The sequence below is a fragment of the Bradyrhizobium sp. 25ACV genome (assembly GCF_054863005.1).
This window is the reverse complement of record NZ_JAVAYO010000004.1, coordinates 1-19,833: the sequence shown is the minus strand read 5'-3', so window position 1 is coordinate 19,833 and position 19,833 is coordinate 1. Positions and strand designations below refer to the sequence as shown.

Annotated in this window: 18 protein-coding genes and 1 pseudogene; 7 read left to right on the top strand and 12 right to left on the bottom strand. The window is 64.1% G+C overall.

Annotated features, from left to right (window positions below; translation table 11 throughout):
• Positions 1-189 precede the first annotated feature (189 nt).
• Together flhA and RAD04_RS10320 are read left to right on the top strand one after the other, a co-directional pair.
• Positions 190-2,331, top strand: a complete 2,142-nt coding sequence (gene flhA / locus RAD04_RS10325) for a flagellar biosynthesis protein FlhA (protein ID WP_461623691.1) — start codon at positions 190-192, stop codon at positions 2,329-2,331.
• 294 nt (positions 2,332-2,625) lie between these two features.
• Positions 2,626-2,826, top strand: a complete 201-nt coding sequence (locus RAD04_RS10320; protein ID WP_028142198.1) for a hypothetical protein — start codon at positions 2,626-2,628, stop codon at positions 2,824-2,826.
• Positions 2,827-4,168: 1,342 nt separating this feature from the next.
• Here the strand turns inward: RAD04_RS10320 and RAD04_RS10315 are convergent.
• Both RAD04_RS10315 and RAD04_RS10310 read right to left on the bottom strand, forming a co-directional pair.
• Positions 4,169-4,486 carry a GFA family protein gene (locus RAD04_RS10315; protein WP_461623690.1) on the bottom strand — a complete coding sequence of 106 codons (318 nt, stop codon included), beginning with the start codon at positions 4,484-4,486 and terminating at the stop codon, positions 4,169-4,171.
• Between the two features lie 55 nt (positions 4,487-4,541).
• Complete coding sequence (locus RAD04_RS10310; RefSeq protein WP_461623689.1) at positions 4,542-6,047, bottom strand: CHASE3 domain-containing protein; 1,506 nt, start codon at positions 6,045-6,047, stop codon at positions 4,542-4,544.
• 535 nt (positions 6,048-6,582) lie between these two features.
• Here RAD04_RS10310 and RAD04_RS10305 point away from each other — a divergent pair.
• Positions 6,583-6,975 (top strand): hypothetical protein, encoded by a 393-nt coding sequence (locus RAD04_RS10305; RefSeq protein WP_461623688.1) that lies wholly within the window; start codon positions 6,583-6,585, stop codon positions 6,973-6,975.
• A 248-nt stretch (positions 6,976-7,223) separates the two neighbouring features.
• Here RAD04_RS10305 and RAD04_RS10300 read toward each other — a convergent pair whose 3' ends face one another.
• The 6 genes from RAD04_RS10300 to fliI all read right to left on the bottom strand — a co-directional run bounded on the left by RAD04_RS10300 (position 7,224) and on the right by fliI (position 13,633).
• The gene (locus RAD04_RS10300; RefSeq protein WP_461623687.1) at positions 7,224-8,444 is read right to left on the bottom strand and encodes an NAD(P)/FAD-dependent oxidoreductase; all 1,221 of its coding nucleotides are present in this window, start codon (positions 8,442-8,444) and stop codon (positions 7,224-7,226) included.
• 136 nt (positions 8,445-8,580) lie between these two features.
• Positions 8,581-9,540 (bottom strand): helix-turn-helix transcriptional regulator, encoded by a 960-nt coding sequence (locus tag RAD04_RS10295; RefSeq protein ID WP_461623686.1) that lies wholly within the window; start codon positions 9,538-9,540, stop codon positions 8,581-8,583.
• A 250-nt stretch (positions 9,541-9,790) separates the two neighbouring features.
• Positions 9,791-10,840, bottom strand: coding sequence for an anti-sigma factor (locus RAD04_RS10290; protein WP_461623685.1), 1,050 nt, complete (start codon positions 10,838-10,840; stop codon positions 9,791-9,793).
• A 37-nt stretch (positions 10,841-10,877) separates the two neighbouring features.
• Positions 10,878-11,423: a sigma-70 family RNA polymerase sigma factor gene (locus tag RAD04_RS10285; protein ID WP_461623684.1), complete on the bottom strand. Its 546-nt coding sequence runs from the start codon at positions 11,421-11,423 to the stop codon at positions 10,878-10,880.
• Between the two features lie 343 nt (positions 11,424-11,766).
• Positions 11,767-12,186 (bottom strand): flagellar export protein FliJ, encoded by a 420-nt coding sequence (gene fliJ / locus RAD04_RS10280; RefSeq protein WP_008138882.1) that lies wholly within the window; start codon positions 12,184-12,186, stop codon positions 11,767-11,769.
• Positions 12,187-12,307: 121 nt separating this feature from the next.
• Positions 12,308-13,633, bottom strand: a complete 1,326-nt coding sequence (gene fliI, locus RAD04_RS10275) for a flagellar protein export ATPase FliI (protein WP_038972090.1) — start codon at positions 13,631-13,633, stop codon at positions 12,308-12,310.
• A 440-nt stretch (positions 13,634-14,073) separates the two neighbouring features.
• On the opposite strand from fliI, the gene ctrA reads away from it, so the two are divergent.
• The 4 genes from ctrA to RAD04_RS10255 all read left to right on the top strand — a co-directional run bounded on the left by ctrA (position 14,074) and on the right by RAD04_RS10255 (position 16,984).
• Positions 14,074-14,775, top strand: coding sequence for a response regulator transcription factor CtrA (ctrA, locus tag RAD04_RS10270; RefSeq protein ID WP_008138878.1), 702 nt, complete (start codon positions 14,074-14,076; stop codon positions 14,773-14,775).
• A gap of 182 nt (positions 14,776-14,957) precedes the next feature.
• On the top strand, positions 14,958-15,362 hold the full coding sequence (locus RAD04_RS10265; RefSeq protein WP_461623683.1) for a DUF350 domain-containing protein: 405 nt from the start codon (positions 14,958-14,960) through the stop codon (positions 15,360-15,362).
• Position 15,363: 1 nt separating this feature from the next.
• Complete coding sequence (locus RAD04_RS10260; protein ID WP_461623682.1) at positions 15,364-15,765, top strand: hypothetical protein; 402 nt, start codon at positions 15,364-15,366, stop codon at positions 15,763-15,765.
• 58 nt (positions 15,766-15,823) lie between these two features.
• Positions 15,824-16,984: a glutathionylspermidine synthase family protein gene (locus RAD04_RS10255; protein WP_461623681.1), complete on the top strand. Its 1,161-nt coding sequence runs from the start codon at positions 15,824-15,826 to the stop codon at positions 16,982-16,984.
• 162 nt (positions 16,985-17,146) lie between these two features.
• Here RAD04_RS10255 and RAD04_RS10250 read toward each other — a convergent pair whose 3' ends face one another.
• The 4 genes and pseudogenes from RAD04_RS10250 to RAD04_RS10235 form a co-directional block, all read right to left on the bottom strand.
• Positions 17,147-18,019 carry a CheR family methyltransferase gene (locus RAD04_RS10250; protein ID WP_461623680.1) on the bottom strand — a complete coding sequence of 291 codons (873 nt, stop codon included), beginning with the start codon at positions 18,017-18,019 and terminating at the stop codon, positions 17,147-17,149.
• Positions 18,016-19,206, bottom strand: coding sequence for a protein-glutamate methylesterase/protein-glutamine glutaminase (locus RAD04_RS10245; protein WP_461623679.1), 1,191 nt, complete (start codon positions 19,204-19,206; stop codon positions 18,016-18,018). Before RAD04_RS10245 ends, RAD04_RS10250 begins: the two co-directional genes overlap by 4 nt.
• A gap of 75 nt (positions 19,207-19,281) precedes the next feature.
• A complete protein-coding gene (locus RAD04_RS10240; RefSeq protein WP_007600538.1) occupies positions 19,282-19,647 on the bottom strand; it encodes a response regulator in 366 nt (121 codons plus the stop codon).
• Between the two features lie 72 nt (positions 19,648-19,719).
• Positions 19,720-19,833: pseudogene (locus RAD04_RS10235) on the bottom strand (chemotaxis protein CheW); the annotation flags it as partial.

Sequence of the window (19,833 nt, the reverse complement as noted above, 5' to 3'; positions counted from 1 at the left end):
CCCGCGTTAACCCTTTGCTAACCATACACCGGGCAAAAATTGCCGGGTGAAGTCGAGTGTCGTCAGCCGCGTAGAACGGGAGCTCCCGTGGACGCCAGTGCGGTGCCTCACTTTCGGAACGGCGGCCCTTCGGCCGCCGCGCAGACGTTTGGGGCGCGCGGACGGCAGTCGCGCGGGGAGGCAGCTACCATGGTCGACGTCACCGCGGGACAGGGCGTAGGCACCGCAAGGCCCTCGATCCCCTCCCTCAACGAGATCGTCAACGTCCTCAAGCGCGGCGACATCGCGCTGGCGCTCGGCATCCTCACCATCCTGGTGGTGCTGATCCTGCCGCTGCCCGCGATCGTGCTGGACCTGTTCCTGGCGATCTCGATCACGCTGTCGATCCTGATCCTGATGACCTCGTTGTTCATCCAGACACCGCTGGAATTCTCGGCCTTCCCGACCATCCTGCTGATCTCGACCATGCTGCGCCTGTCGCTCAACATGGCTTCGACCCGGCTGATCCTGTCGCACGGGCACGAGGGCACGGCTGCCGCCGGTCACGTCATCGAGGCCTTCGGCAACTTCGTGATGGGCGGCAATTTCGTCATCGGCATCATCGTCTTCGCCATCCTGATCATCGTCAATTTCGTCGTCATCACCAAGGGTTCGGGCCGTATCGCCGAGGTCGCCGCCCGCTTCCACCTCGACGCCATGCCCGGCAAGCAGATGGCGATCGACGCCGACCTCGGCGCCGGCCTGATCGACGAGAAGGTCGCCAAGCACCGCCGCAAGGAGCTGGAGGACGAGAGCGGCTTCTTCGGCGCCATGGACGGTGCCTCCAAATTCGTCCGCGGCGACGCCATCGCCGGCCTCTTGATCGTCTTCATCAACGTCGTCGGCGGCATGATCATCGGCGTGGCGCAGCAGGGCATGTCCTTTGCCGACGCCGGGCGCAGCTACACGCTGCTGACCGTCGGCGACGGCCTCGTCACCCAGGTGCCGGCGCTGATCGTCTCGACCGCCGCCGGCCTGCTCGTCTCCAAGGCCGGCGTCTCCGGCGCCGCCGACAAGGCGCTGATGAAGCAGTTCTCCGGCTATCCGCAGGCGCTCGCGATGTCCTCGGCGGTCATGCTGGTGCTGGCCGCCCTGCCGGGCATTCCGACCATCCCCTTCCTGGCGCTCGGCGCCGGCGCCGGCGCGCTGGCCTGGCACGCCCGCAACCACAAGAAGACGTCCGTTCAGGCCGAGGAAGCCGCCATGGCCGCGCCTGCTGCCGGTCAGCCCGGCGCGCCGGGCGCTGCGGCCGCCGAAGAGCCGATCTCGGCGGCGCTCAAGATCGATGATCTCAAGATCGAGCTCGGCTATGCGCTGCTGCCGCTGGTCAACGGCCCCGACGGCACCGACCGCCTCACCGAGCAGATCAAGGCGCTGCGCCGTTCGCTCGCGATCGAGATGGGTTTCGTGATGCCGGCGGTGCGCATCCTCGACAACGTCCAGCTTGAGGCCAACACCTACATCATCAAGATCAAGGAGGTCGACGCCGGCACCGGCAAGATCTGGCCGAACCAGTTCATGGTCATGGACCCCGGCGGCAGCCAGGTACAGGTGCCCGGCATCCACACCACCGAGCCGACCTTCGGCCTGCCCGCGACCTGGGTCGACGCCAGCCTCAAGGAGGAGGCCTCGCTCAAGGGCTACACCGTCGTCGACGCCGCGACCGTGCTCTCGACCCACCTCACCGAGCTGCTCAAGGCGAACATGTCGGACCTCTTGTCCTATGGCGAGGTGCAGAAGCTGCTCAAGGAGCTGCCGAAGGAGCAGAGCGAGCTGGTCAAGGATATCGTGCCGGGACAGGTCACGGTCTCCGGCATCCAGCGCGTGCTGCAACTCCTGCTCGCCGAGCGCATCTCGATCCGCGATCTCTCGACCATCCTCGAAGGCATCGCCGATTCGCTGGCCTTCTCGCGCAATCCCGCCACCATGGTCGAGCATGTCCGGGCCCGCCTGGCGCGGCAGATCTGCGCGCAGAACACCTCCTATGCCGGCTATCTGCCGCTGATCGCGCTGTCGGCGCGGTGGGAGCAGGCCTTTGCCGAATCCATCATCGGCCAGGGCGAGGAGCGAAGCCTTGCGATGCAGCCCTCGAAATTGTCGGAGTTCATGACCGGCGTGCGCGAGGCGTTCGAGCGCGCCGCCCGCGAAGGCGAGGCGCCGGTGCTGGTCACATCTGCGGCAATTCGTCCCTTCGTCCGATCTCTGGTGGAGCGGTTCCGGGCCCAGACGACGGTGCTGTCGCAGGCCGAGATCCACCCCAGGGCGAGGTTGAAAACGGTCGGAAGCATCTGATTTGCCTTAAGAAGCCGTGTGTTTTTCAGCCACAGGCAAATGGTTTTTGAGTTCCTGTCGCCTTGTGGACCAACCCTCGACAAGGCGCCTGACAAGCACATTACAGCTTTGAAATAATTGCAAAAATGCACGGTCAAGGGTCGCTTTTGATCGCGATCTTTCACGTCCTGTCACGCTCTTGTGATGGCCTCTTGGGAACGAATCCCCCCAATACTAGGTTGTTGGGCACCGGAAGCATGAACCTGCCTGAAACGGCCGGCGACTACTTCGGGTAGATGGCGGCAGGAGGCTTCCATGAACCACTCGATCTACAGCGCAGATCGCGCGACCCATTTGAAAGTCGTGGTCGTCGCCCTCGTCGCAGGGATCGCGGTGGCGGGCCTCGGCATCACGGCACGCACGGGTTCGGACGAAGGTCTGACCCAGACCGCCCGCGTCATCAAGGCCGACAAGCCGGTTGTTATCACCAGCGCGAATGCGTCCCTCGTTCGCTAAGGAGATCTGACGAGTTTTTCGAATTCACGCGGCTCTTTACCAGCCCCCCAAAGTCGCCACGTGGATATGTAGACGACCCCAACCCCAAGTCGACTACAGAAAGCGCCCGCCCCCCACGGGCGCTTTCTCATGTCTGGGGTGATGTTTTGGTCGCGTGGGCCCCAAGCTCGTCATTGCGAACGCTGCGACTTGTCCGCCGAAGCCTGAAGGCGGAAGCAGTCCGGAATCTTTCCGCGGAAGGATTCTGGATTGCTTCGTCGCAAGAGCTCCTCGCAATGACGGAGCGTGAAGTAGCAACGCCCCCTCTCTCGTGTCCCGGACGCGCTGCAACGCTCTTGCGTTGCTGCGCAGAGCCGGGACCCAGGAAGCCACGGCACTCGCTGCCACATGGGCCCGGCTCTGCAGCGCACCGCCGAAGAGGCGCTGCGCTGCGTCCGGGGCACGAGAGCGGTGTTTGGCGCACAGCTGCATCAACATCGTCATTGCGAGCGGCTTGTCTCAAGCCATCCAGAAATCTTTTCCGCACTGACAGTGTCCGTCCCGTCATCCTGAGGTGCGAGGCGTGCGATGCGAACGCATCGTATGCCGAGCCTCGAAGGATGAATGGCCAAGCTGGTGCAGCCGGGCCGTCGCCCTTCGAGGCTCGCTCTGCGTCGCTGTCGCGCCGCAGCGCGCGCACCTCAGGGTGACGGTGAGAGCTCGCGGCAGCATTCCGTATTCGGTCTCGACGTGGAGACACACCTTCACATCCTCGCGGCGCATTTCGCCCGAGCTTTGCTTGATCGCTTCGCCCTCAATTGAAAAGGGCGCAGGGAAGGCTGGGAGCCGGTTGGCTCCCATGGCCGCCTGTGCGCAAGATCTGCGTGTGCCAAAAGCACAGGCGGAAAGACCACAGGGCAACCGGGACATCCCAGCCTTCCCTGCGCAGTGGGCTTACGGCTTATGTCGTGTTCTCCCCGGGGAGCGTTGCACTATTGCCCCCGTCGCCTTGCGGATGGCTGATGCGCTCGCCCGGTTGGGCTTCCACACCACCGCAAGACTTGGCGCACAGACCCCGGGCGCCAGGACGACACGATTTTACCGTACGCCGATCACACCGGTCGTGTGCGCGACGCCCTCGCTCACGGTTGCCCGCCCTGCGAAAGCTCTTCGCGCCGATGCAATCGACGTCCACCGCCGCCCGGCCCGCGTTCGTGACGATCGCGATACGCCCCTCTTCCTTGGGCCGGGTTGCCGCGGCACATACGTCATTTCCGAATTTCGGTAAAGTGGAATATTTTCGACTGAGGCGATTGACCGGCATCTTGCGTGTTTTGCCCGTCGGCGATGCCATAGTTTGTGGTTAGCGCTGGGCCAAAAGCCGAACTCGAGGTCGAGCATCTCTATTGTGGCGGCGGCGAAGGCGGCATCTTTGGAAACTGCGGAAGCCCTTCATGCATGCGATGCCAGGGAGCCGCCGATGAGACGAATAGATGCAATCCAGGGATAAGGTCCGAATTGTCATCCAATGCGCCCAGCTTGACCGTCGTGAACGGCGCACCAGGGGTACGCTCCAAAGCGGCGTTCCACACTCCGGACAGAAGGCGCGCTTCGCGTCCTCGCCACTCTCGGGCTTGCTGACGTAGACCTTGGGTCCTCCCCGGACGATCGCTCGGGCCATCTCGCACATCCCGAGCATCGGCCGCAAAACTCAGCAGCCGCGCAGGCCAAGTGGCCTAGTCCTGAAGGGGAGTGAGGGTAAACTGGAAGACGGCGCCCCGCGGTTTATTCAGGGTGACCCACAATCGTCCGCCATGAGCCGCAATGATCGACCGACAGATGGCAAGCCCCATGCCTAGGCCGTTGGACTTGGTCGTGTAAAACGCGTCGAAAACACGTTCCGCATTCGTCGGCTCGAGCCCCGGACCCGAATCCCGTACAGCGACGAGCACGCCGCCTGCAACATCCCTTTCGGTACTGATCTGCAACTCCCGCTTGCCATCCTCAAGGCTGCTCATGGCTTCCACGGCATTGATGATCAGATTAAGGAGCACTTGCTGCAGCTGAATGCGCTCACCTTCGATTTGCGGCAGGTCCTCAGCGAGTTGTATCTGTACCGAGATTCCATGCCTCACCGCCTCGCTCCGGACCATGGCGATGACGTCCAGAACGGCTGCGTTGACGTCGAGCCGACTTTTGGGCAACGGCGCTTTCCTGACCATAGCGCGGATCCGGTGGACGATGTCGCCAGCTCGTTGGCAATCTGTGACAATGTGCTGGAGGGACTCGCGGCCCTTGTCCAGGTTTGGTGGGTCCGCGGCGAGCCAGTTCAAGGCGGCGTCGGCGTTAGTAAGCGCAGCCGAGATCGGCTGATTGATCTCATGGGCAATCGAGGCCGTCAGCTGCCCCATTGTGGCTACGCGACTGACATGAGCGAGCTCGACCTGTGTCTTCTGGCGTTCGATAATGCCTTTCTTGAAGACATTGACCGCGGCCGCCATTGCGCCGATTTCGTCACGCCGATCAATTCCAGGCACGTCGATGCTCGTGTCTCCCTTGGCAAGTGCCGCCATCGCCCCGGTCATGCCTGTGATCGGCCGCGCGATCGCGCGTGTGAGTAGTATGCCCATCAACACTGCGACCATGAGCGAGGCTGCGGCGCCCATCACAGTTGCCTTATATGCAGTAGCGTATGCCAACTTCTGTACGGCGTCACGCCTTGCCAACAGATCGCGCTCAACCTGCTCGATTTCGCTGGCCTTGGCGCGGATTGCGTCCATGGCAGCTTTGCCGGTCGCCCCCTCCAACGTGCGCGCCTGCTCCCGAGTCGTGGGATGCGCCATTAGCGCGATCTCCCGCTCAGCGGTCTCGACGCGCCAAGTCATCGCCAGCTTGTTCAATTCATCTAGACGACCTTGCTGGCCTGGGTTATCCGAAGTCTGTTCTCTTAATTTTCGGATTGCCGCGCTGAAGTCGGCGCTGCCTCTGCGGTACGGGTCCAAGAACTTCTCGTCACCGCTGATCAAATAGCCGCGTAAACTAGTTTGTTGATCCAGCGCTGCGGCCACTGCCGCCTCTAACGTGTCCAACACGTCAGTGGTATGGACCCGCCGGTTTTTGGCCCCTTCGATCACGCTAAGCCTGTCGTAGACTATTGCGCCGCTCACGAATATGACTGCTACCACGGCGGCAAACGCCGCCATCAATTTGTGCAAAATCAGTAAACTCGAAAACTGGGGCACCTGACCCTCGAGGCCGAAGTCCGCGACCGACCAGACAGCTAGCTCAAGATTGCTCCCAAGCGATGGCGTTCGCAAGAATTGGTATGGGACCGGGACGGGGCAAAGCGGCGCAGCCTCCGGAGTGGAGCGCAGTCAGTGTGTCTCGTCGGGCAACGGGAAACTTTGGCGTGCCGACAGACATGGAAGCGTCGGCAACGATAATTTGCCAACTCGCTTGGATGAGCGGGAGGCCGACGATCTACAGGATCTGCGTCGCTATCCCGGCTAACAGAATGCGCAGGTTCGCCGCGGCGACTATAAATCGCGCGCGACCATCAGTGGCATTGTGTTTAACGGGCCAACTTCTGCCTTAAGCAGGCGCGGCAAAACATGCCAGCGCATGCTCGGGCAAATGCTGTTGGTCCACACCTGGGCGGGGTCAACGCTGCGCCGAAGAGCCAGAAAGTCCTTGACGCGACAGAACACCATGGATTTGGATCAGTCGGAAGACCTTGATTGATGGACGGAGCAACCCGTGGGATCTTTGCCGAGAATTATGCTCGCAACCGCTCTCGTGAACCTTGCTCCAGCCGTCGCCCAGGCGCCGAAGAAAGCCGTCGCTTCTCCTGCCTTGCAGAAGGAATTCGACGGCTTCATCGAGAAGTTTCGTGCGGCGCTGAGAACAAACGATTCCGCCGCCGTCGCCGGCATGACACGATTGCCGTTCATGAACGACAGCGCAATTCGCGACGCCGCGCAATTTCGCGCCAAGACCTATCCGACCTCGTTCACGGAGAAAAATCGCGCGTGTGTCCAGCGCGGCAAGGCCGTCTACGATCGCGATCAAGAGAACAATGACAATTACTTCGTCTTCTGCGGCCAGCTCATCTTCGTCTTTACCAAGACGCCGGCCGGGTTCCTTTTTACGGAGGTCGGCGCGAATGACTGATCAGGCAACAATGCTATCCACTGCCGCCGGAGCGCGCGTTCAGGAAGTATGCGCCAGCGCTGTGGGAAGAGACAACACCATGGCTCTACCTAGGTGGGACTCGAAATCTTAAAGACTGGATGGTTGCCTTTATAGCGGTCGCAAGTCCGCCCGAGAGCCAACACTCCCACTCCGCCCGTCACTTGGGTGAAGCGGAGATCGCTTTCGTTGCATTCATCGTTTCGTTTGCTGATAGACGCACCGCCAGCTCAACGACGCGCACCATAGCTCGGCGGCGGTGCCTGCACGGTCGGCGCAGCGGCGGCGAACAGCTCATCCTTGCTGCCGGTCAGCGGCGGATAGATGCGCTTGCGGTTGATGATGTTCTTGGTCGTCTTCGCAGCCTGACCGGTCGCCTTGACCTCGCGATCCCAGCCTTCGGTATAGAGCGCGCCCCAGCCGCCGAGATCGAGCACGGTCACGTACCAGTCGATCCGCAGCGGCAGCATCGGCAGGCCGGCGAGATCGGCGACCACGTTGTGGCCGGCGAAGCGGCCCATGGGACGCGCGAACTGGCAGGACATCACGGTCGGATGCAGCCCGTCGACCACGCTGGAGGCGACATCGCCGGCCGCGAACACGCCAGGCACATCCGCAACCCGCATGAAGGGATCGACCAGGAGACGTCCGAGCCGGTCGCGCGCGTCCGGAAAGCTCGCCGCCAAAGGGCTCGCACGCATGCCGGCACACCAGATCACGGTCTGCGCCGGAATGAATTCGCCGGAGCTCAAGCGAATGCCGGCCGCCTCGACCGAGACGACGCGCACGCCGAGGCGCATCTCGACGTCGAGCGCGGCCAACGCCGTCTCGATGACGGGACGCGCCGGCGCGCCGATGGTGGCGCCGACCGCGGCGTTGGGGTCGACCAGGATGATGCGGCGGCTGCCGGTGATACCCGCACGCGCCAGCCTGTCGGGCATCTCGGCCGCGACCTCGATGCCGGTGAAGCCCGCGCCGACCACCACCACCGTCGACCACCCTGGCGACGGCGCACTGCGGCCGAGCGAGACGAGATGATCCTCGAGGTGGAGCGCCGCAACATAGGTGTCGACATCGAAGGCGTGCTCGGCAAGGCCGGGAATGTCGGGACGCATCACCTCGCTGCCGAGCGCCAGCACCAGGCGGTCATAGGCCAGTGTCTGCTGGCCGCTGCTCGTGACCAGTGAAATTTCGTGCCGGACCGGATCGATGGCTTCGACCTCGCCGATCTCGTGACTGACACCGACGGGATCGAGCAGCTGCGGCAAGGGTATCGCGACCTCGCTGAGATCGACCTCGTAATTGCGCACACGGATGTTGTGATAGGGATTGCGATCGATCAGGCAGATCTCGATGTCACTGACAGCACCGATCTCGTCGCGCTTGCGCGCGGCACCGATGGCCGCCCACAGGCCTGCAAATCCGGCGCCGAGCACGACGATACGCGCCATGTCCGTTGACTGCACTTTCCCAATGGAACGACAAGGGAACGACAAGCGATCGAGCGGTCTACCCGCACAGGTAGATATAGCTCATCGCCGCGAATGGGCCAACTGTGATCCGCAGAACGAAACCGGGGGGCGCGCCTCACGTTTCGCGCAATTCCGACGGTGTCGCGCCAAAGCGCTTGCGGAAGGCACGGTTGAAATAGGACAAATCGGAAAAGCCCGAGGAGTGTGCGATGTCGCTGATCTTGCGCGCCCTGGCGCGGGGATCGCCGAGCAGCTTGCGCGCCTGCAGCAGGCGCTGCTCCAGCACGAATTCCGTGAAGGTCGTGCCGGCCTGCTCGAACAGGCGTTGCGCCTGGCGCGGGCTCAAGCCCGAGCGCGTCGCGATCTCGGACAGGCAGAGATCGTTGCGGCCGAGCGCGGCCATCACATCGGCGCGCATGAGGTCGAGGCGCGCCGCCGCATGGCCACGGCCACGCGCAAGACTTGCATGCTCGGCATCGGTGCCGAGCAGGAGGCCGACCAGATCAACCATATGCTGCGCGGTCAGGCGCTGGCCCACCGCGTCGAGATGCGGCGCATGATTGGCGGCGAGCGCATGGTAGCAGAAGATGGTCTCGGCGACCGCACCGTCGCTGAGCACTTGCGACAGCTTGTCCTCGGCACGCGGATTGATGTCGAGCAACGCGCGACGCGGCATGCGGATGGTGGTGAAGCGATTTTCATCGGTGTGACCGACGGTGCCGGTGATGCTCATGTCGACGAGCACCATCTGCGCGGGCGCAAGCTCCAGGGTGTGGCCGTTCTGCCCGACACGGACGAGCCCGGCATGTGCGGCGATCAGCACGAGGTCGTCGCTGCCGTCGGCAAGGTGGCTCTGGGTGCGGGAATATTGCGCGGAGGCGCCTTCCGGAATCGCGAGCGCGATGTTGTCGACCACACTGATCTGGAGCCGGCAATCGATGCTGTCGCCATGGCTCGGCCCGATATCGAGACCGCAGGCCCCGAAGGCCCGCTCGCGCCAATGCTCGAACGCAGGGCCGTGCGGCAGTCCCGTGTATTGGTGAACGAAGATGCCGGGCGTTTTCGCTGCATCCATCTGATTTCTAGCCCCTCTTCGGCTCCGCGATCGGCGGCGCCGACTGCAAATTCCGGGGATTTGACGCCGCAAATAGCGGCAAGGTTCAAATCGGGGGCGGATTCAAGGCGACTTGTCGGGATGCGACGGCAGGGTGGACCGTGGCGACAAAACGGCTTCGTAGCCGGGATGGAGCGAAGCGTAATCCGGGGTTGTCGCCTGATGGCGCGGTGGCCCCGGATTGCGCTGCGCTCCATCCGGGCTACCGGACCTACTTCTTCGCGGGCGCCTGCGGCTGGGACGGCGGCACGGTCTCGATCAGCTTGCCGGAAAACACCGGGGCCGAGGTCGGTTGGCCGTTGGGCGAGCCGCCGGCCTGCTCGACCGTGACCGCGTAGGTCGCGCCGTTGACGACCTCGGAATCATAGGAGGCGAGCAGCGGACGCGCGGTGAATTCGCCGGCGCCGATCACACCGAGCGAGCGCGGGCGCGGCAGCTTGTCCGAGATCAGCCAGAGCTCGAAGCTTTTGCCGGGCTCCGGCGTCGCGCCGACCTTGCGCACGGTAAAGTTCTTGGTCGCGCCGTCGATGGTGAGGATGAAGGCGGGGCCGCCGCCCTGGCCCTGCAGCAGCGCGACATATTGCGCAGCGGCGGTGAGCGGCGCGGCCGGCGTCTTCACTTCCACCGTCTGGATGCGCGGCGCCGGACGCAAAGCCCCCGGCAGCGCGTCGGGCAGGAAGATCTGAAGCGACAGCGTCACCAGCAGCGCAGCCGCGAGCGCGCCGACCACGGATGCGATCGAGCGCCAGCGCTTCACGCGGCCCTCGAGACGGATCACGTTGGTGTCGTCGGCGATGGGCACCTGCGGCGTCCGCACGACCTCAGGATCGGGCGCATGGACCTGCGGCATGAACACCGGCGCGATGTCGGGTATCACATCGGATCCGGAGCGCATCGGCTCGGGCTGCTCTGCTTCGGGAGGCTGCGGCTCCGGTTGCGGTCCCTGCTCCAGCGGCGCTTCCGGCGGCGCGGCTTCGACGGGCGGGACTGGCGGCGGTACGACGTCGGCCAAAACAGGCGGCTGCTGCGCAAGCGCCGTGCGCGCGATCTCGGACCTGATGTTCTCCCACACGACCGGACGCGGCTCGACCGAGCCGACCATCTGGTTGAGGGCGCCGAGCCGATAGGCCCAGGCCAGCACGATGTCGGCGAACGCCGGGTCCACCGCCATCATGGTCTCGACCTGCGCGCGCTCATCGGCCTCGAGCGTACCGAGCGCATATTCCGCGGCGAGCGCGATATGGTCCTCCGAGTAGGCCATCACATGCAGTCCAGAACCACCCTCACCGTATAAACCCTCATAGTCCGAGGCACTCCCGGATATCCAACATGCTGCGCCGGAGCCACGTCTTCACCGTGTTGACGGGAGCGGCGAATTTCTCCGCCAATTGCTCGCGGCTCCAGCCGTTGTAATAGGCGAGAAGCACGAGCCGCTGACGGTCCGGCTCGAGCCGGCCGACGCATTCCAGCAGCCGCTTCAACTCCTCGGTCATCTCCCGGCGCGCCAGCGGATCGGGGCTGTCGGCCGCGACCTCCATCGCCTGAGGCTCTTCCTCGATGGAGATTTCCGTCTTCTTGCGCACGATGTCGATCGCACGGTTGCGCGCAATCGACGCCATCCACGTGATCGGCGACGACAGCGCCGGATTGAACTGGCCCGCACTGTTCCAGATCTTGACGTAGGTCTCCTGAATGACCTCCTCTGCGAGATCCTGTCGACGCAAGATACGGAGCACGACGCCATAGAGTTTCGCGCGCGTGGCGGCGTAGAGGCGCTCGAACGCCGTCTGATCGCCCTTCGCCACCGCCTCGATCAACCCGACCAGCTCTGCTGGCGTCAGCATTCAGCCCCCCAACCTTCCTCCCTCTCCCCGCCTGCGGGGGCGGGACGAGCTACGCTCGCCCTGAGAGGGTCGGGGTGAGGGGGAGTCTCCGCAAGGGAGGTTGCAGACGGACTCGCGGAGAGTCCCCCTCACCCGGATCGCGCCGGACGATGCTACGCATCGCCGGGGCAATCCGACCTCTCCCCTTAAAGCGGGGCGAGGTAATCCATCCACCACCATAGCGCGTGGCCAAGCCGTCCACCAAGGGGTGCGGCGCCACACTGTGGATAGCACATGCGAAAACCCGGACCTTGCGGGTCCGGGTTTGGCAAAATTCTCGGCGGTTTGGCCGCTGGCTGTGTCTTTAGGCGACGGCGCCGATGCGGGCGCGCATCAGGCCGATGCTGTCGAGGTCGGCCTGCTCGCGGGCATTTTCCTCGGCGCGCTCGCGGGCCTGGTCGCGCTCGTCCAGGAGCTCGACCTTCTTGAGCTCCTCGAAGGCCTCGGCCAGCGCGGCCTTGGCTTCGTCGAGCTGGCCCTTGAGCTCGTCGGCCGAGCGGGTCAGGTTCTCGCGGCGCTGAATGGCGGCCTTGGCATAGGTCGGATAGGCGAAGTGCGAGGGATCGTTGATCCCGGCACGCTCCTGCTCGGTCGTGATCTCGCGTTCAAGATCGGTCGACATCCGCTGGAAGTCGGCGATCATGGTCTCGATCTGGGTGACCCGGCGGCGCTTCTCGTCGACCTGAAACTTCTTCAGGCGGATGAGGGTATCTCGTGACTTCATCGACTCATACTCCCCAGAAGTCCCCTCGCTGCACGTGGGACGTCACCGGTCTCCCCACAGGCCCGACTGGGGCCAAGACCGGCTCTGCTACTCTGTGGGATGGGATGATGACGGGACAAAGTTAGCGTTCCGTTTCCAAATTACCGAGGATTTGCGCCAATTGGCGATAGCCGTCCGCCAGAGACGCATTTTCGTCCTTGCGCTGGCGCAGGAACGCCTCGAGCGGTTCGTGCAGGCGGATCGCCTCGTCGACCTCGGGGCTGGAGCCGGCCCGGTAGGCGCCGAGCCGGATCAATTCCTCCATATCGGCATAGGTCGCCATCACCGCCCGCGCCTTCTGGATGACGGGCCAGAACTGCGGGTCGGCCGATTTCGGCATGGTGCGGGAGACGGATTTGAGGATGTTGATGGCGGGGTAACGGCCGCGCTCGGCGATCGAGCGCTGCATCACGATGTGGCCGTCGAGGATGCCGCGGACCGCGTCCGCAATCGGCTCGTTATGGTCGTCGCCGTCGACCAGCACCGTGAAGATCGCGGTGATGGCGCCCTCCCCCAGGCCCGGTCCGGCGCGCTCCAGAAGTTTCGGCAGCTCGGTGAAGACGGTCGGGGTGTAGCCCTTGGCCGTCGGCGGCTCGCCGGCGGACAGGCCGATCTCGCGCTGGGCCATGGCAAAGCGCGTCACCGAGTCCATCAGGCAGAGCACGTCCTGATCCTCGTCGCGGAAATATTCGGCGACCGCGAGCGTCAGATACGCCGCCTGGCGGCGCATCAGTGCCGGCTCGTCGGAGGTCGCGACCACCACGACCGAACGGGCGAGGCCCTCCTCGCCAAGGTCGTCCTGCAGAAATTCCTGAACCTCGCGGCCGCGTTCGCCGATCAGCCCGATGACGCTGACCGCCGCGTCGACGTTGCGCGCGAGCATCGACAGCAGCACCGATTTGCCGACGCCGGACCCTGCGAAGATGCCCATGCGCTGGCCGCGGCAGCAGGTGAGGAAGGTGTTCATTGCGCGCACGCCGAGATCGAGCGGGGCGCCGACACGCTTGCGCGAATGCGCCGGCGGCGGCGCATTGCGGAACGGCATCGGCGAAGCGCCCTGCGGCAGCGGTCCCTTGCCGTCGATTGGCTCGCCCAGCGCGTTGACGACGCGGCCGAGCCAGGCCGACGACGGCCGCACCAGATTGGCGGCATTGGCGATGACGGCCTTGCAGCCGCGGCGTACGCCGTCGAGGCCGGCGAACGGCATCACGACAGCATTGTTGCCGGAGAAACCGATCACCTCGCAGGGAATCGAACGGTTGGCACCAGTCTCGATCACCAGCCGCGCGCCGACCGACATCGCATGAATGGGGCCGGCCACCTCGACCATCAGGCCGCGGACACCGACGACGCGGCCATAAATATTGATGCCGTCGATGTCGCCGATCTGTTCGGCAAGCGCCTTCATCGGGGAGCCTTCATTAAGGACCGCGCCTTGGTCATCCCCAGGGGTCGCCCCTGCGATTCCCGGGACTTCACGGTGAAAACCTTAGCTTTCGCCATATTTCTGAACGGCGCTTAACTTCGTGTTTACCCGCATCATTAATCATTGCGTCACTGTCTTTGTGACTGAGCGTGACTCCCCTTCAGAAGAAGGCTGAGTCGCGGGAGTCGGTTAGGCCCGTCTCTTAAAGTGGAACTTGAACGGAGCTGGGCGACGAAAGCTGCTTCACGCGCAATACCTTAGGGCGATTCGACAAAAATTGCACCCGGGGGACTTGCGTTCCAGAATCAGAGTTTGTTAACCATCTGTTGTCAGGATCCGAATCAGTTGTTCAAAGGCGTTTTGTTGAGTGCCGCGAATGCGGCCGACCTGACGCCCAGGAGCGGCGACTATGGGGAACTGGCATGCGCGTTTTGCTGATTGAAGATGACAGCGCCGTCGCGCAGTCGATCGAGCTGATGCTGAAGTCTGAGAGCTTCAACGTCTACACGACCGATTTGGGGGAAGAAGGCGTCGATCTCGGTAAATTATACGATTACGACATTATCCTTCTCGACCTCAACCTGCCCGACATGTCCGGCTACGACGTGCTCAAGCAGCTTCGGGTCTCCAAGATCAAGACACCGATCCTGATCCTCTCCGGCCTCGCCGGCATCGAGGACAAGGTCAAGGGTCTCGGCGTCGGCGCCGACGACTACATGACCAAGCCCTTCCATAAAGACGAGCTGGTGGCCCGCATCCACGCGATCGTGCGCCGCTCCAAGGGCCACGCCCAGTCGGTCATCCAGACCGGCGACCTCGTCGTCAACCTCGACACCAAGACGGTGGAAGTCGGCGGCCAGCGCGTGCATCTGACCGGCAAGGAATATCAGATGCTGGAGCTGCTTTCGCTCCGCAAGGGTACGACCCTCACCAAGGAAATGTTCCTCAACCACCTCTACGGCGGCATGGACGAGCCCGAGCTGAAGATCATCGACGTCTTCATCTGCAAGCTCCGCAAGAAGCTGGCCAATGCTTCCGAGGGACGCAACTTCATCGAGACCGTGTGGGGCCGCGGCTACGTGCTGCGCGAGCCGCACGAGCACGAAGAGCGCATTCCCGCCTGATCTCTGGGTTTACGTCGCAAGCCCTCCCGGGCTTGCTCCTCCCAGCCTGGACCCCGCCGCAAATGGCGGGGTTTTGTTTTTTGGGGATGCCAAGGCGGGTTAAAGGCGGCTTCATCGCCCTCCTGCCATTGAACCGCTATCCTTCCCCCGCCGACGAATGGTCGCTGCACGATGGGGGAACGATGATCCTGCAATCACTGGCCGGCCTGCCCGCCTTCCTGGTCTATTTCTGCACCGGGCTGATCGCGATCGTGGCGTATCTGTTCGTCTATACCCGCATCACCGCGCATAACGAGTTCCAGCTGATCCGCGACAACGAGCCGGCAGCGGCGATCGCGCTCGGCCTCAGCCTGCTCGGCTTGGTGGCGCCGCTGGTCAGTGCCATCGCGCATTCGGCCAATGTGCTGGACTGCCTGATCTGGGCGATGATCGCGCTGATCGTGCAGATCATCGTGTTCTTTCTCGTGCGCGTGCCGGTGCCGAAGCTGTCGGAGCGGATCGCCGCCGGCGAGCTTGCGCCCGCGATCTGGCTCGGGCTGTCCTCGCTCGCCGCGGGCCTGCTCAACGCCGCCAGCATGATCTATTGAGATGGCCGACAACCCGTCCGAAAAACAGTTCGGCAAGCGCCGGCTACGCCTGCCAGAGTCATTGCCGCTGCCGGCCAAAGAGCCGGTGAAGCGCTCCGGCCATGTCGCGCTGCTGGTGATGGGCACGCTCGCGGTCGGCACCACCGCCTACACGATGATGCCGCGGCAGAATTGCGAGCCCACACCCGGCGCCGTGCCGGGGCAGACGACCACGACCTGCACAAGCAGCAGCGGCAGCAGTTCGTCAGGCGGCAGCAGCTCGCGCTGGTCGTCGCGGTCGAGCTTCTTCAGCAGCGATTCCTCGAGCCATTCCTCATCGAGCACGTCGTCCGATTCCGGCCACAGCAGCGTCAGTCGCGGCGGCTTCGGCTCGTTCGGCCATGGCTTCTCGGGCGGCGGTTAGCGCATGATCCGGAAAAGTGGCCACCGGTTTTCCGGCAAGATCATGCGCAGGAAATGACATGCAGCGCATTACCTGTCTCGAGCGCGACGACTGGCGGGAGACCGCGGCGCAATGCGGCTTCGTTTTCCACACCATCGACGGCGAACGCTATTGGGACGAGCGCGCCTACTACGGCTTCACGCTCGACGAGATCGAGCGCGGCATCGAGACGCCGACCGCCGAGATCGAGGCGATGTGCCTGGAGCTTGCCGGCCGCGTCATCGGCGAGGAGCGGGACCTGCGGCGCCTGAAAATTCCGGAAGCGTTCTGGAGCCTGATCGCCGAGAGCTGGCAGCGCGAAGACCGCAGCCTCTATGGCCGGCTCGATCTGAAGTTCGACGGCAAGTCGCCGGCAAAACTGCTCGAATACAACGCGGACACGCCGACCTCGATCTTCGAGGCCGCGGTGTTCCAATGGACCTGGCTCGAACAGGCGATCGAGCGGTGCATCGTTCCTGTTCGCGCCGATCAGTTCAACTCCATCCACGAGCGCTTGATCGCGGCGTGGAAGGAGATCGCCGCGGGCCGTCACATTCATCTCACCGGCACCACCGACAACTCGGAAGACGCCGGCACGCTCGCTTATCTCGAGGATACCGCGCGCCAGGCCGGGCTGTCGACCAGGTTGCTCGACATCGAGGAGGTCGGCTGGCGCCTTGAGCCTGGCGGCTTCGTCGATCTCGACGAGAACGACATCGCGCTCGCCTTCAAGCTCTATCCCTGGGAATGGATGTTCCACGATGCCTTCGGCGCAAAGCTGAAGGACGCACCGACGCGCTGGATCGAGCCGCCGTGGAAGGCGGTGCTCTCCAACAAGGGCATTTTGCCGCTGCTGTGGGAGATGTTTCCGAACCATCCAAATCTGCTGCCGGCGTTCTTCGAGGACGACGCGCGAGCAGCAGAGCTCGGCACGTCCTATGTCCGCAAGCCGCTGCTGTCGCGCGAAGGCGCCAACGTCACGATCGTGTCCGGCGGCGTATCGCTGGACGAGCACGAAGGTCCCTACGGCGCCGAAGGTTTTGTGCGCCAGGCGCTCGCGCCGCTGCCGAATTTTTCGGGCTTCTATCCGGTGGTGGGAAGCTGGCTGGTGAACCACGAGCCGTGCGGATTGTCGATCCGCGAGGACGAGAGCCCGATCACCGGCAACCGCTCGCGGTTTCTGCCGCATGCGATTTTGTGAGGAGCTCTTCTCCCTTCTCCCCTTGTGGGAGAAGGTGGCGCGAAGCGCCGGATGAGGGGTTCTCTCCACTCGCGAGACCGCCGGCGAGGATAGAAACCCCTCACCCGGCTTCGCTATCGCGCAGCCACCCTCTCCCACAAGGGGAGAGGGTGAAGAGACATCTCACCGCGCCGCGGCTACCTTCAAGGACGGCGGCATCAATCCGCCCATGGGGCGGCCGGAGCGCGCGGGGTTGAGCTGGTAGAGGCCGCGGCGCTCGGTGATAGGACGGAACGCATCGGTGATACCGACGACGGATTCGGCGGCGCCCAGCAGCAACGTGCCATCGGCCTCCAGGCCCTTCGCCATCCGTTCGAAGATCACCGCCTTGGTGTCCTGGTTGAAATAGATCAGCACGTTGCGGCAGAAGATCACGTCGAACGTGCCGAGATGGGAGAAATCCTGCAGCAGGTTGAGCTGGCGGAACTGCACCATCGCGCGAATGTCGGCATTGAGCTGCCAGGTCTCGCCGGCTTGCGTGAAGTACTTCATCAGGTGCTGGATCGGCAGGCCGCGCTGCACCTCGAACTGGCTGTAGATGCCGGCCTTGGATTTCTCCAGCACCTCCTGCGACAGATCGGTGGCGACGATCTCGATGCGCCAGCCGGCCAACGCTGCGCCCATCTCCTTCACGCACATCGCGATCGAATAGGGCTCCTGCCCCGTCGACGACGCCGCCGACCAGATGCGAAGCGACCTGCGCGCTGCGCGCGTCTTGATCAGGCCCGGCAGGATGGTGTCGCGTAAATGATCGAACGGGATCTTGTCGCGATAGAAGAAGGTCTCGTTGGTGGTCATCGCTTCGACCACGTCGGTGGCAAGCCGGCCGTCGCCGTTCCTGATCTTCAGCACGAGATCGGGAATGCCTGACAGGCTCGCCTTGCGCGCCAGCGGCAAGAGCCGGCTCTCGACCAGATATTGCTTGTCGGGCGACAGATCGAGGCCGGAGCGCTCTTTCAGGAACTTGCGCAGATAATCGTAGTCAACCGGCGTCACGCGCGATCTCCCGCGAACAGGCGGTTGACCTTGGCGCCGATCTGGTTGAGCGGCAGGATCGCCGCGCAGATGCCGGCATTGGCCGCCGCGCCCGGCATGCCCCAGACCACGCTGGAGGCTTCGTCCTGCGCGATGACGCTGCCGCCGGCTGCAACGATGTCCTTGCCGCCGCGCATGCCGTCCGAGCCCATGCCGGTCAGGATCACGGAGAGGATGCTGCCGTGCCAGATGTCGATGGCGGAGGTGAAGAGCGGATCGACCGCGGGCTTGCAGAAATTGACGGCGGGGCCGTCGTCGAGCGCGATCACGGTGTCCGCACCGCTGCGCGCCACGCGCATGTGCTTGCCGCCGGGCGCCAGATAGATCCGTCCCGGCTTCACCGGCTCGCCGTCGACCGCCTCGGCTGCCGGCTTACGGCTCGAACGCGCCAGATGCTCGGCAAGGATGGTGGTGAAGGTCGGCGGCATGTGCTGGGTGATCAGCACCGGGAAGCGGTCGATCACCGGGCCGAGCTCGGTGACGAGCGCCATCAGCGCCTGCGGACCGCCGGTCGAGGAGCCGATGAGCAGCACCTTGGGGGTCTGAGTGGAGAACGGGCGCATGGTGAGCGCCCCGGACGACGCAGCGGACACCGCCGGAGCGGGCACCGTGGGCCGCGCAACAGGACTACGCGGGGCCGGAGCCGGGCTCGCAGGCGCCAGCGGCGGGCTTGCGACCGCGGCCTTGCGACGCAGCCGCGCACCGAGATGGCGGATCTTCTGGATCAGGTCGTGATGAAAGATGTCGGCGGCCGACGCCTCGCGCGTCGATTCCGGCTTCGGAATGTAATCGGCGGCGCCGAGCGACAGCGCCTTGAAGCTGATCTCCGCGTTACGGCGGGTCAGCGTCGAGGCCATGATGATGACGAGATCGCGCTTCTTCGCCAGCAGCTGCGGCAGCGCCGAGATGCCGTCGAGCTCGGGCATCTCGATGTCGAGCACTGCAACGTCAGGATTGATGCGTTCGATCTGGTTGACCGCTTCGAGCCCGGTGCGCAGCGAGGCAGCGACCTCCATGTCGTGCTCGGCACCGACCCAGCGCGAGATCAGACCGCGGATGACGACGGAGTCGTCGACGATCATCACCCGCAGCGGCCCCGCTTCGCGCGAGCCGGTCGTAGCCGAATTACCTGCGAACGCAACACTCATTACTCACCAACTCAGACTGAAAGGGTACAGTTGAAAACAAGCGCCGAAGAATCCCTTCGGCCTCCGGCCGATCGCTCAGATAAGGCCGACTTCCTGGAATTTCGCCGTCACAATGTCCTTGTCGAACGGCTTCATGATGTACTCGTTGGCGCCGGCATGCAGCGCGCGCGCGATATGCGCGACGTCGTTCTCAGTGGTGCAGAACACCACCTTGGGCTGGTCGCCGCCGGGCATGCGCCTGAGATGGCCGAGGAACTCGTAGCCGTCCATCACCGGCATGTTCCAGTCGAGCAGCACCGCATCGGGCAAGCCGCGCTTGCAGGCCTCCAGCGCCTTCTCACCGTCCTCGGCTTCGAGGATCTGGAAGTCGAGGCCCTCCAGAATCCGGCGCGCAACCTTGCGGATGACGCTGGAATCATCAACGACGAGACAAGTTCGCATCTGAACCTCTGCTTCCTCCCCCTTTGCGGGGGGCACTTCCAATTACTGGCACGTCGGCGGCGAGCCGCCGTATCAGGCCGCCATCATTTCCGGCGCGAGATCGAGGACACGATCGACGTCGAGGACGACCATGAGCTGTCCCTCGAGGCGATGGACGCCGCCGGCGAGCTTGGCCATGCGGGGGTC